The organism is Mycobacterium sp. NGS41, assembly GCF_059812725.1.
In genome coordinates this window covers 151,957-165,062 of record NZ_JCALDF010000002.1, presented here as the reverse complement: position 1 = coordinate 165,062, position 13,106 = coordinate 151,957, and the positions used below count along the sequence as shown (strand labels likewise).

Sequence of the window (13,106 nt, the reverse complement as noted above, 5' to 3'; positions counted from 1 at the left end):
CGCACTGGTCGTCATGGATGATGGGTGTGTGTCAGAGATCAAACGCGGCCGTGCTGCCCGCAACGCGAAGCTGGCCAGCATTCCGGTCGGCATAGCCGGCCGGGCCGCTCTCGGGTTCGGAAAGCGCCTGACCGGCAAGTCAAAAGACGAGGTCAACGCCGAACTGATCGAGAAGGCGGCCAACCAGTTGTTCACCGTCCTGGGTGAGCTCAAGGGCGGGGCGATGAAGGTCGGCCAGGCGCTGTCGGTGATGGAAGCCGCGATTCCCGAGCAGTTCGGCGAGCCCTACCGCGAAGCGCTGACCAAACTGCAGAAGGACGCCCCGCCGATGCCAGCCCACAAGGTGCACCGGGTGCTCGACGGACAGCTGGGCACCAAATGGCGGGACCGGTTCAGTTCATTCGACGACACGCCGGTGGCCTCGGCCAGCATCGGGCAGGTGCACAAAGCGGTGTGGGCCGATGGCCGCGAAGTGGCCGTCAAGATCCAGTACCCGGGCGCCGACGAAGCGCTGCGGGCCGACCTGAAGACCATGCAGCGGCTGGTCGGGGTGTTCAAGCAGCTCGCCCCCGGTGCCGACATTCAGGGTGTTGTCGACGAGCTGATCGAGCGCACCGAGATGGAACTCGACTACCGGCTGGAGGCCGACAACCAGCGCGCTTTCGCCAAGGCCTACGAGGGCCACCCCCACTTCGCGGTGCCACACGTGGTCGCCAGCGCGCCGAAGGTGGTGATCCAGGAGTGGATCGACGGCATACACATGGCCGAGATCATCCGTGACGGGACCACCGAACAGCGTGACTTGATCGGTTTTCGGCTGCTCGAGCTCACTTTCGACGCGCCGCGCAGGCTGGAGATGCTGCACGGCGACGCCCACCCAGGGAACTTCATGCTGCTGCCCGACGGCCGTATGGCCGTCATCGACTTCGGTGCCGTGGCGCCGCTGCCCGGGGGCTATCCCATCGAGCTCGGGATGACCATTCGTCTGGCCCGGGAGAAGAACTACGACCTGCTGTTGCCGACGATGGAAAAGGTCGGGTTCATCCAGCAGGGCCAGCAGGTGTCGGTTCGCGATATCGACGAAATGCTGCGCCAATATGTGGAACCCGTCGAGGTCGAGGTGTTCCACTACACCCGCAAGTGGCTGCAGAGGATGACGGTCAGTCAGATCGACCGGTCGGTGACGCAGATCAAGACGGCGCGACAAATGGACCTGCCGCCCAAGCTCGCAATCCCGATGCGGGTGATCGCGTCGGTGGCCGCGATCCTGTGCCAGCTGGATGCGCACGTGCCGATCAAGCAGCTGTCGGAGGAGCTGATTCCCGGTTTCGCCGAGCCCGATTCCGCTGTCGTCTAGCGCTGGGCCCTTCAGCGCCGCGGTCTAGGCGGCGACGTCCTCTTTACGCGGCCGGCCGCGCGGACGTTTGCGGCTCACGACCGAGCCTCTTTCGAGGATCTCGCCGCCCCACACGCCCCAGGGTTCGGCCCGATCCAGCGCCGCGGCTAGGCACTGGCGACGGATCGGGCAGCTGGCGCACAGCGTCTTGGCACGCTCCAGGTCGGATGGGGTTTCGGCGAACCACAGGTCGGGATCGCCGACATGACACGGCAACTCTGGCAGCGTCCGTCTGGGGACTGTCAGTGCCGACATGTCCTCTTCACCTGCTTCCTGGTCTGGTGGCCGTCCTTCTTGAGGTGATCCGGACCAGGTTGGGTGGGTGCTAACCCAAAACTGTGGCCACGGATCCTTGTGACTTCGGGTCCGTGGCCATTTGGCGAGAGATCGGGCTGGTTACGTAGCGCCTACGTATTACCCCGATTCACGGACTCGTCGGTCGCGGCGGCGACACGGTGCTTACCCGCGGCCGCCACCACGGCGGCGGTGCGGGCGGCATGGGCGGTTTTCGCGGCCCACGAAGTAGATACCGGGGCAGCCACGCCTACACCGAACGCATTCGTGTTGATCGTGGAATTGATCATCGTGGCCACCTCCTCTCATGCTCCAGGCCAGCTTCAGACCAGCAGACGCCGTTTTCGAGGGTAGACGGTAGCGGCGGCCAGTGACAACCGATTTTCTGACCTGCGTGTTTATCGTCACTGGGCTTGGCGAACCAGCTCCAGCACGTCGGGGCCGTACTGCTCGAGCTTGCGTGCGCCGATGCCGGGGATCGCGATCAGCGCCGCATCGTCGTCCGGCAGCGTTTCGGCGATCGCGATCAGGGTGTTGTCGGTGAAGACGACATACGGCGGCACCTTCTGCTCCTTGGCGATGTCCAGCCGCCAGGCTTTGAGCTGTAACAGCAAGTCCTCGTTGACGTCGCCGGCGCAAGTTTCGCACCGTCGCAGCATGACGGCGGCCGGCGTGCTCAGAACGCTGTTGCAGACACGGCAGCGCGACGGGGCGCCCCGAGCGCGCCGGGGTTTGGCCGGCGCCAGATCGGACCGCGTCTGCGGCGCAATACCGTTGAGGAACCGCGACGGCTTCCGGCTCTGCCGCCCGCCCGAGGTCCGCGCCAGCGCCCAGCTGAGGGCCAAATGCACTCGCGCCCTGGTGATTCCGACGTAGAGTAGGCGACGCTCCTCTTCGACGGGTTCGCTGTCGGCACCGTGCGCCAAGGCGTGCGAAATCGGTAGCGTGCCGTCGGCCAGCCCGACCAGGAACACCGCATCCCACTCGAGTCCCTTGGCGGCATGCAGGGACGCCAACGTGACGCCCTGCACCACCGGAGGATGCCGCGCGTCGGCCCGCATCCGCAGCTCGGCCAGCAGTCCGGCGAGTTCCAGCTGTGGACGCTGCGCCACCTCGTCGTCGACCAACTCGGCCAGGGCACTCAGCGCCTCCCAGCGATCCCTGGCGCGGGTGCCGACCGGCTGCTCGGCTGTCAGCCCCAGCGGTTCCAGGACCGCACGCACCACCTCCGGCAGCGGGCCGGACAGGCCACGTTCAGCGCCGCGTTCGGCGGCGCGCTGCAGGGCCAACAGTGCCTGTTTGATCTCCTGACGGTTGAAAAACCCCTCGCCGCCGCGGACTTGATAGGCGATACCCGCGTCGGTCAGGGCCTCCTCGTACACCTCGGATTGCGCGTTGACCCGGTACAGGACGGCGATCTCGGATGGCGGAGTACCGGATTCGATCAGCCGGGCGATCGACTTAGCGACTGCGGCGGCCTCAGCCGGCTCGTCGGAATACTCCTGAAACGACGGGGGCGGGCCTGGTTCCCGCTGACCGGACAGCTGAAGTTTGCTGCCCGCGACCCTGCCACGCGCGGCGGCGATCACCTGGTTAGCCAGCGACACCACCTGCGGTGTGGAGCGATAGTCGCGCTCCAGCCGTACCACCGTGGCGTCCGGGAACCGCCGCGAGAAGTCGAGCAGGAACCGGGGCGAGGCACCGGTAAACGAATAGATGGTCTGGTTGGCGTCGCCGACAACGGTCAGGTCGTCCCGGTCCCCGAGCCAGGCCGAAAGCACGCGTTGCTGCAGTGGAGTGACGTCCTGGTACTCGTCGACGACGAAGCAGCGGTAGCGGTCCCGGAACTCCTCGGCAACGGCGGCGTCGTTCTCGATGGCTGCCGCGGTGTGCAGCAGCAGGTCGTCGAAATCGAGCAGGGTGACCGTTTCGTCGCGGACTTTGAGAGCCTCGTAGGCGGAGTAGACCGCGGCGACTTTTTCGGCGTCCATCGGTGTGTCGCGGCCGGCGGAGGCCACGACCGTGGCGTACTGCTCGGGGCCGATCAGCGATGCCTTGGCCCACTCGATCTCGCCGGCCAGGTCCCGGACGTCATCGGTGCTGGTATTCAGCCTGGTGCGGCTGGCCGCCCGGGCGACGACGGCGAACTTGGTGTCCAGCAGCTCCCACCGGGTGTCGCCGATCACCCGCGGCCAGAAGTAGCGCAGCTGGCGGCGGGCCGCGGCGTGAAACGTCAGTGCCTGTACCGGGCCGATACCCGAACCGGTCTGGGCCGCCGCGTCGAGCAGCCGCAGCCGTGAGCGCATCTCCCCCGCCGCACGCTGGGTGAACGTCACCGCAAGCACCTGCCCGGCGGCGACGTGACCACTCGCGACGAGCTGGGCGATGCGGTGGGTGATCGTGCGGGTCTTGCCCGTTCCGGCGCCGGCAAGCACACAGACCGGTCCGCGCGGAGCCAGCACTGCTTCGCGCTGCTCGTCGTCCAGTCCGGCGGTCAAGCGCTCTGCGACCATCGGCATGGCGTCCATCTTGGCAGTGGCGGCCGACAAACCATGTGCATCGACACGTCCTAGCCACACTGAGTGCAGGAATGCATTGTGGCCGCGGTACGTTTGACGGGCTATGACCAATGCTGCGCTCACTATCTACACGACATCGTGGTGTGGCTTCTGCCATCGGCTCAAGACGGTTCTCAAGGCCAACGGGATCGCTTACGACGAGATCGACATCGAAGACGACGCGGCGGCGGCGGAGTTCGTCGGATCGGTCAACGGTGGAAACCGGACGGTCCCCACGGTGAAGTTCGCCGACGGGTCCACGCTCACCAACCCGAGCGCCGGCGAGGTCAAAGCGAAGCTGGCCGAGGTCGGGTAGCGCCTCGTCTCAGTCCAGCGCCGCCCAGGATTCGATGATCACGCGGGCAATCGAAATCGACCCGGGCAGAAGGAGTTTCGACTCCGACGCGCTGGTCCAATCGCCGGCGTCCAGAGCGGCGCGCACCTCGTCGCGGGTGAACCACGCCGCCTCGACGATCTCGCCGTCGTTGAACGAAAATTCCTGATCCGGGTCAGCCAGCGCATGGAAGCCAACCATCAGCGACCGCGGAAAGGGCCACGGCTGACTGCCCAGATAACGCACATCGCGAACGATCAAGCCGATTTCCTCGCGGATCTCCCGGGCGACGCAGACTTCGAATGACTCGCCTGCTTCGACGAACCCGGCCAGCAGCGAGAACATCCGCTCCGGCCACATCGCCTGGCGGGCCAGCACCGCGCGATCGGCGCCGTCGTGGACGAGGCAGATGACCGCCGGATCGATCCGCGGGAACTCCTCATGCCCGGTGATCGGGTTGACTCGTGACCAGCCGCCCCTGGTGGATTTCGTGGGAGAACCGTCCACCGAGCTGAACCGCGCGCTGTCATGCCAATTCAGCAGCGCGGTTGCCGACGACACCAGTTGGCTGCTGGTGTCGTCGAAGATCTTGCCGAGGCTGCGAAGGTTCACCACCTCGGCTTGAACTTCGGGGTCCTGTGGCGCTTCGAGCGCGCCCCGGATGGCCCAGACGTGCCGGCCGCCCTCGATGCGGCCGAGAAACACCGCATCCGGTGGAGGTTTGTCAGCCAGCGCAACGGCGTCGCCGAGAACTACCCTGCCGTTGGCGACCAGCACTTGACTGCGCGAATCCACCCGCAACAGCGCAGCATCCGCCCATCCGGCGGTCGCGGCCTCGACATCGGTGCGCAGTTGATCGGCACGATCGGCGCCGACGCGCGAGAGCAACGGAACACTCCGCAGCTGAAAATCCCCGATCGCCACTAGTGCCTCAATTCGTGGCGACCCGCCGCGCCCGGCTCCGCCGCCCTTGCGATCGCCACTAGTGCCCCACTTTTCGCACTAGTGCCCGACGTTTCTGATGTAGAGCAGGCGGTCGCTGGCCTCGATGGCATCGACCTCCGGTGCACCGATGCGGAGCAGATGGCCGTCGCGCACCACACCGAGCACGATGTCGCTCAGATGCCGCGGGGATCCACCGACCTCACTCTGCTCCACCTCGCGCTCGGCGATGGCCAGCCCCTCATCCGGTGTCAGCAGATCCTCGATCATCTCCACCACGCTGGGCGTGGTGGTGGCCAGACCGAGCAGCCGGCCGGCCGTCTCCGAGGAAACGACGACCGAGTCCGCACCGGATTGCCCCAACAGGTGCTGGTTTTCGGCCTCGCGGATCGCCGCCACGATCTTGGCCTTGGGCGCAATCTCCCGTGCCGTCAACGTAACCAGCACCGCGGTGTCGTCACGACTGGTGGCGACGATGATCGAGGCCGCATGTTGGACGCTGGCCAGCCTTAGCACGTCGGATTTGGTGGCATCGCCGTGCACGGTTACCAGACCTGCGGCCGCGGCGCGGTCCAGAGCAGCCCGGTCGGTGTCGACGACGACAATCTCACCCGGGACCGTCTCGTCGCCGAGCATCGCGCCGATCGCCGTTTTGCCTTTGGTCCCGTAACCGATGACCACGGTGTGGTTGCGCACTCTGCTCCTCCAACGCTGAATCTTCAATGCCTGACGGGACGTTTCGGTGACGACTTCAAGTGTCGTCCCGACCAACAAGATCAGGAACGCGATCCGCAGCGGCGTGATGATCAAGACGTTCGTCAAGCGCGCGAACTCGGAAACGGGCGTGATGTCGCCATAGCCGGTCGTCGACAGGGTCACCGCCGAGTAGTACAGGCAATCCAGAAACGTCAGTGGATCGCCCTGCGCGTCGTGATACCCGGCACGATCGAGGTAGACAGTGATGGCGCCGACCAACAACGCACCAAGGGCGATGGCTATCCGGCGGGAGATGATGCGCGCGGGACCGGCCTGCCCCTGGGGAATGCGCAGCACGCCGACAAGCGCGTAACTGGGCTGGACGGTCAAGCTCTCATCAAGACGCCTCAGCCGCCGCCAGCTACCTTTCGCCACGGAAATCCGTCATTGCCTCGACTCCAGCGCGCGACACCCAAACATGTAACCACGATCACGCGTGGGAAGGGCTATCGGAGTCGGCCAGCAGCCTGGCCAGCTCATCGGCATCGGGCAACTCGTCGGGGAGGACAGTCGTTCCGCTGCGCACGTAGTAAAACGCGGTACGCACCGTCGATTCCGGGCATCCCTGCAAGGCAGCCCATGCCAACCGGTAGACACCCAGTTGGACAGCGGCGTGCCCCATGGCCTCGCGGCCACGTGGCGGCTCGCCGGTCTTCCAGTCCACCACGGTGGTTCCGCCGTCGGGGTCGGCGAATACCGCGTCGATGCGGCCCCGCACCACGGTATCGCCGATAGGCATCTCGAACGGCACCTCGACGGCCACCGGCGTGCGGGCCGCCCACTGCGATGCGGCGAAAGCCGCCTGCAACGCAGCCAGTTCCTCGGTGTCGCCGACGTCGGAATCCGCCGCACCAGGCAGGTCGCCCAGATCGAACAGTAACTCGCCGCCGTAGAACTGTTGGACCCAGGAATGAAAGGTGTTGCCCAGCAACGCATGCGGGTCTGGGCGGGTGGGCAGCCGATGCATCAGCCGCTGCACCGCGCCCGCCGGGTCGCGGGCCAGGTCCACCAGACCGCTGACCGACACCTGGCTGGGCAGCATGCGGGTGGGCGGCCGTGCGGCGCAGGCGCGCTCGGCCAGTAACGCGTCGACGTCGGCGGCCCACCCTTCGGTGTCGGCACCTGCTGCGTCGCCCACATGGGCCGACTGGCCCGCCATGGCCTGAGTCACCAGCGCCGCGCCGCGTTCGACGTCGCCGCGCCGCCCGGCCAACGGATCAACCGGCCAAAGCGCCTCGACAACCTTGTCGCGCAGTGGGTTTCGTTCTCCATCAGCGGGATCCGGTGCCCACTGCTCGACCACGCCGCAGGGCTCGCCGGCCGCAGCCGATCGGTCGATGATGTCCTTGACTTCGCACAGGAAATCCGATGGACCACGCGGTTTGATGCCGGTAGCACCCCAGTGGTGACCTGACAGCAGCAAGGTGTCTTCAGCTCGGGTTATGGCGACGTACAGGAGTCGGCGTTCCTCGTCGACGCGTCGTCGCTCGAGCTGATGACGATGCGTGGATATCTTGTCCGACAGCTGTTTTCGGTTGGTGACGTCCGAGGTGTCCAGCACCGGAATGCCGAGCGCGCCGTGCTGGGCGCGGTCACCGCGCAGTAGTGGCGGCAACTGTGCGGCGTCGGTAAGCCAGGTGCTCCTCGACGCGGTCGACGGGAACGTTCCACCCGACAGGTGCGCCACGGCCACCACCTGCCATTCCAAACCCTTTGCAGCGTGCACGGTGAGTACCTGGACCCGGTCTGTGGCGACCACCGGCTGGGCGGGCGGCAACCCGTTCTCCACCGCCTCGGCCACATCTAGATAAGCCAGCAGCCCCGACACCGACGCCGTTCCCACCCGGTCACCGTAAGCGGCGACGACGTCGGCGAACGCGTCCAGATGTTCTGTGCCAGAACAGTTTCCTGCAGGCACCAGCGCTCGGACTTCGCAGTCGACGCCCAGCACACGGCGAACCTCGGCAACCAAATCGGGCAGGGAGCGACCGAGGTGGCCGCGCAGGGCGCTCAATTCGGCCGCCAGCGCGCTGATGCGCTGATACCCCGCAGCCGAATAGCCGGCGGCCGGCCCCGGGTCGCTGATGGCGTCGGCTAAACACGGGGTGTCGGCGTCGGAACCGGCCGCCGCCGCGATCGACTCGGGCGAGGACGCTTCGCCGACAGGTCGGCCGCCGAGTTCCCGGGCACGACGCCACAGCGCGGCGATGTCGCGCGCAGCCAGCCGCCAGCGTGGACCGGCCAGCACCCGCATCGTCGCCGCGCCGGCGGTGGGATCGGCAACCAACCGCAGCATGGCCACCACGTCGGCGACCTCGCGGACGGCCAGCAAGCCGGCCAGACCGACCACCTCGACCGGAATCCCGCGGGCGCGAAGGGCGTCGGCGATCGGTGCGGCATCCGCGTTTCGGCGCACCAGCACCGCGGCGGTCGGCGGGCTGACGCCGTCAGCCCGGGCCCGCTGGTAATGCCCGTCCAGGTGGTCGGCGATCCATTCGCGTTCAGCTTGCACGTCGGCAAGCAACGCACAGCGGACGGTGCCCAATGGAGCGTCGGGGCGCGAGCGCAACGCCCGCACCGCCACCGATCGACGCCGCGCCTCCGCCGATATGGCATTGGCTATATGCAATGCTCGCGGCGGATTTCGCCAGCTGGTCCGTAGTTCCAGGACCGGTGCGGGGGTGCCGTCGGACAGGGGGAAGTCGGTGGTGAAACGCGGCAGGTTGGTAGCCGAAGCGCCCCGCCACCCGTAGATCGACTGAATCGGGTCGCCGACTGCCGTCAGGGCCAACCCCTCGTCTTGAACGTTCGAGCCACCTCCGAACAGCGACGACAACGCCACGCGCTGGGCGTGCCCGGTGTCCTGGTACTCGTCGAGCAATACCACCCGGTAGCGGTTCCGCAGGTCGGCACCGACCTGCGGAAAGGCCGCCGCCAGGCGTGCGGCGGATGCCATCTGCGCGCCGAAATCCATCACCTTCGTAGCTCGCATCCGCTCCTGCAGCGCGTCCAGCAGCGGCACCAGCTCGGCGCGCTCGGTCTGGGTGGACAGCAGCCGCAACAGCCATTGGCTGGGTCCACGGTCGCGTTGGTAGGGACCCGCCGGCAGACCATGCACCAGCCGTTCCAGCTCCAGGTGGGTGTCGCGCAGCTGGCGGGTGTCCACCAGGTGCTCGGCGAGCTGATTCCACAGCCGCAGCACGATCGAGGTGACCGCGGCCGGGGTTTTGTCGGTGTGCAACTCGCCGGGGTATCCGGTGACCACGTCGAACGCCAGCTGCCACAGCTCGGTCTCGCCCAGCAACCGGGTGTCGGGCTCGACCGGCAACAGCAGCCCGTACTCACGCAACAACGAGCCAGCGAAGGCGTGATAGGTGCTGACCGCCGGGGACCCGCTGAGATCGTGGGCTTCGGCGCATGCCGCGCCAAGGCCGATGCCAGCCAGGCGGTCCAGCCGGGAGCGGACCCTGCGCAGCAGCTGTCCGGCGGCCTTGCGGGTGAACGTCAACCCCAGCACTTGACCGGGTTCGGCGTAGCCGTTGGCGACGAGCCACACCACCCGCGCCGCCATCGTCTCGGTTTTGCCGGCCCCGGCGCCAGCGATGACGACCAACGGCCCGGGCGGCGCTGCGATGACTGCGGCCTGCTCGGCTGTGGGTGGGAAAAGCCCTAGCGCGCAGGCTAATTCATTGGGGCTGTAACGTGCGAGTGTCGTGGTCACCGCGCCGACCCGTCCGCGTGGGCCGGACACGAAGGCCGTATCGGGCAATTGGCGCAACCGTCGTTGCGCCGCGCGACGAAATGCGGCCCGGCCGTCGCGGCGGCCGCCTGCTCGACGAGGTCACGCCATTGGTCGCGCACGGCCGGGGTGAGCGGATCCTGTTCACGTTCGGTGACGCCGTTGGCGCCGGTCTTGCCGAGATAGACCAGACGGGCGCCGCCGGGCTCGTCTCCGTCCGGCAACATGCCCTCGGCCACCGCAAGCTGATACATCGCCAGCTGGGCGTGTTGCTGGGCGTCGTCTTTGCTGACCGGCGTCTTTCCGGTCTTGACGTCGACGACGACCAGTCGGTCCGCCGCGTCGCGTTCCAGCCGGTCGACCCGGCCGCGCAGCCTCACGTTCCCGACCGTTCCGTCGACGCCGACCTCGACACCGACCTCGCTCAACTCGCCGCGGGTTCGGTTTCGCCACTCGATGAATGCCTGAATCATGGCGCGGTGCCGGTCGAGCTCGTTGGCCGAATACCACTGCGCGTCAAAGGGCAGCTGCTCCCATACCCGGTCCAGCTCGCCCAGCAGTTGTGCTTTCGTCTTGCCCGGCTCGGCGATCAGCGCATGCACCAGCGAGCCGACCGTGGACCGCAGTTCACGCGCGTTCGTGCCGCCGTGCCGTTCGGCAAGCCAGCGCAGCGGGCAGTCGTTGAGCGTCTGCAATGTCGATGGCGTCAGGGTCACGGGGCCGTCGTCGTCGCGCAACGGTTCACCGGTGCTGAGCGGGATCAGGCCGTGCCAACCCGCCGGGTCGGCGCCTGGCACACCCGCTTCGGCTAACCGGGCCAATTGCGTTGCAGCACAACGCCGTGTCGCGTCGTCCACGGATCCGTCCGGAGCGCACACCACACCACGCAACCGGCCCACCAGCGCCGCCTGCGACAATATGCGCGGTGCCGAAATCGGTTGCGCTGCAACAGGATCATCATCGCCATCGACAAGTTGCGCGATCTCGGAGAAGAACGCCGACGGCAGGGTAGATTCCAGTCCCGGTCCGTCGGTGTCACTATCCACGGCAGTCACCAACAATCGGCGCCGTGCCCGGCCCATCGCCGCTACCAGCAGCCGGCGCTCCTCGGCCAGCAGTGGCGCGCGAACCGAGGCCTCCTCGGCAACACCGTCGAGCTCGTCGAGCAGTCGCTGGGTGCCCAGCACGCCGCCACGCGGAACGGTGTTGGGCCACAGGCCATCCTGCAATCCGGCGATCACCACCAGATCCCATTCATGACCCAGCGCCGCGTGCGCGCTGAGTACCCGGACCTCTTCACTCTGCGATACCGGGTCGGGGTTGACGGCGGGCAGCTGCAGCGCAGCGAAGTGTTCGACCAGCCCGGACAATGTCGCACCAGACGTGCGCGACACGTAGTGATCGGTGATGTCGAACAATGCGGTCACGGCGTCGAGGTCCCGGATCGCCTGCGCGCCGGCCGGACCGCCGCGCTCGCTGGTCGCAAGCCAGCGTCGCTGCAGACCGGACCGGTGCCACGCCGCCCACAGCGTGTAGCGCGGATCCTGGCCGTCGCGGTGGCAGCGGGCAGCCGCCTCGAGCACCGCGCGCACCCTACGCAATGGGGCCGGCAGCGGTTCGTCACCGATCAGCGCGTCGACCAGCAGATCGCCGAACTTCTCAGCCGGCCGACCGGCCCTGCGCTGAAGTGTGCGGCGCAGTCGGCGAAGTGAGACCGGATCGACGCGACCGATGGGTCCAGTCAGCAGCGTCAGCGCGCGGTCACCATCGAGGCCACCAGCGGTCGCCGCCAAGACCGTGAGCAGCGCGTGGGCCGCGGGTTGCTCGGACACCGGTCCGCCGCTGTCCGGGATGGCCACCGGCACCCCGGCCGCAGCCAAGGCGCGCGGTAACCGCGCGGCGGCCCGCGGTACCGACCTGACGATCACGGCCATCTGCGACCAGGGCACCCCGTCGATCAGGTGCGCTCGGCGCAGCGCATCGGCGATCGTCGCCGCCTCGGCATGCGCCGAAGCCGCCAGCCGCACGGTCACCGATCCGTCGCTGCCAGTCCCGTCGATGTGCCTGCCGGCACTGGCTCCCGGCAACCGGCGCGCGATACCGCTGACAGCCCGCGCCACCGCCGGAGCGCAGCGGTGCGACACGGTCAGCGTCACCGACGGGCTGTCGACATCCAGCAACCCTGCGGGTTCGCCGCCCCGGAAGCCGAACACCGCCTGATTGGGATCGCCTGCCACCAGCGCTAATTCGGCACCCGACATCAGCACGCGAACCAGCCGTGCGGCCTGCGGGTCGAGTTGCTGGGCGTCGTCGACCAACAGCACGCGTAGCCTGGCGCGTTCGGCGGCCAGCAGTTCGGAGTCGAGCGCGAAAGCCTCCAGCGCGGCACCCACGAGTTCGGCGGCTCCCAGCGCCGGCGTTGTGGCCTGCGGCGCCGCCGCCCCGACCGCCGCCCGCAGCAACATCACCTGCTCGTACTGACACGCGAACTGGCCGGCAGCAGCCCATTCCGGACGACCGCATCGACGGCCCAGCCGCTCCAGTTCCAGCGGGTCCACTCCGCGTTCGGCGCAGCGCGCCAGCAGGTTTCGCAGTTCGGTGGCAAAGCCGGCGGTGCTCAGAGCGGGCCGCAGCTGCTCCGGCCAGCTAACCGCGGATTTCGATCCGTCTGCGATGTCTCCGGCCAGCAGTTCCCGGATGATGGCGTCCTGTTCGGCGCTGGTGACCAGCCGCGGGGGCGCGTCGCCGGCTCGCTCGGCGGCCCGCCGCAAAACGGCGTAGGCGTAGCTGTGCACGGAACGGACCAACGGCTCGCGGACCGCGGCCCGACAAGGGGTCGCGTCGCGTGCGCCCAGTAGGGCCGTCGTCAGGGTGCTGCGGGCCCGTGTCCCGAGCCGGCCCGAACCGGTAAGCAGCAGAACCGATTCCGGGTCCGCGCCGGCGTTGATTTGAGCTATCGCGACGTCAACCAGCAGGCTGCTCTTGCCCGTCCCAGGGCCGCCAAGGACACGGACCAGGCCGCGCGCGCCCGCATCCAGAACGACACGCGCCTCGGCGTCCCAGGTGTACGACATAGCCGCATGCAAT

At 67.8% G+C, this 13,106-nt stretch carries 9 protein-coding genes; 2 read left to right on the top strand and 7 right to left on the bottom strand.

The genetic code is table 11. The features are described 5' to 3' along the window. Positions 1-13: 13 nt before the first annotated feature. The gene (locus AC5Y21_RS02955; RefSeq protein ID WP_499909252.1) at positions 14-1,357 is read left to right on the top strand and encodes a macrolide-binding ATPase MABP-1; all 1,344 of its coding nucleotides are present in this window, start codon (positions 14-16) and stop codon (positions 1,355-1,357) included. Between the two features lie 24 nt (positions 1,358-1,381). Here the strand turns inward: AC5Y21_RS02955 and AC5Y21_RS02950 are convergent, their stop codons facing one another. From AC5Y21_RS02950 to AC5Y21_RS02940, 3 genes are all read right to left on the bottom strand, one after another. Then, positions 1,382-1,651 carry a WhiB family transcriptional regulator gene (locus AC5Y21_RS02950; RefSeq protein WP_499909250.1) on the bottom strand — a complete coding sequence of 90 codons (270 nt, stop codon included), beginning with the start codon at positions 1,649-1,651 and terminating at the stop codon, positions 1,382-1,384. Between the two features lie 152 nt (positions 1,652-1,803). Continuing rightward, entirely contained in the window at positions 1,804-1,980 is a 177-nt protein-coding gene (locus AC5Y21_RS02945; protein ID WP_499909248.1) for a hypothetical protein, read from the bottom strand. 114 nt (positions 1,981-2,094) lie between these two features. Beyond that, positions 2,095-4,209 (bottom strand): ATP-dependent DNA helicase UvrD2, encoded by a 2,115-nt coding sequence (locus tag AC5Y21_RS02940; protein WP_499909246.1) that lies wholly within the window; start codon positions 4,207-4,209, stop codon positions 2,095-2,097. 103 nt (positions 4,210-4,312) lie between these two features. Between AC5Y21_RS02940 and mrx1 the strand changes: the two genes are divergently transcribed. Continuing rightward, positions 4,313-4,564: a mycoredoxin Mrx1 gene (mrx1, locus tag AC5Y21_RS02935; RefSeq protein ID WP_499909244.1), complete on the top strand. Its 252-nt coding sequence runs from the start codon at positions 4,313-4,315 to the stop codon at positions 4,562-4,564. A gap of 9 nt (positions 4,565-4,573) precedes the next feature. On the opposite strand, the gene nudC is transcribed toward mrx1, so the two are convergent. The 4 genes from nudC to AC5Y21_RS02915 all read right to left on the bottom strand — a co-directional run bounded on the left by nudC (position 4,574) and on the right by AC5Y21_RS02915 (position 13,093). Next, the gene (nudC, locus tag AC5Y21_RS02930; RefSeq protein WP_499909242.1) at positions 4,574-5,506 is read right to left on the bottom strand and encodes an NAD(+) diphosphatase; all 933 of its coding nucleotides are present in this window, start codon (positions 5,504-5,506) and stop codon (positions 4,574-4,576) included. Positions 5,507-5,584: 78 nt separating this feature from the next. Then, positions 5,585-6,655 (bottom strand): potassium channel family protein, encoded by a 1,071-nt coding sequence (locus AC5Y21_RS02925; protein ID WP_499909240.1) that lies wholly within the window; start codon positions 6,653-6,655, stop codon positions 5,585-5,587. Between the two features lie 55 nt (positions 6,656-6,710). Next, positions 6,711-10,001 carry an ATP-dependent helicase gene (locus AC5Y21_RS02920; RefSeq protein ID WP_499909238.1) on the bottom strand — a complete coding sequence of 1,097 codons (3,291 nt, stop codon included), beginning with the start codon at positions 9,999-10,001 and terminating at the stop codon, positions 6,711-6,713. Next, positions 9,998-13,093, bottom strand: coding sequence for a PD-(D/E)XK nuclease family protein (locus AC5Y21_RS02915; protein ID WP_499909236.1), 3,096 nt, complete (start codon positions 13,091-13,093; stop codon positions 9,998-10,000). The genes AC5Y21_RS02920 and AC5Y21_RS02915 overlap by 4 nt, the downstream gene beginning before the upstream one ends. Between the last annotated feature and the right edge of the window lie 13 nt (positions 13,094-13,106).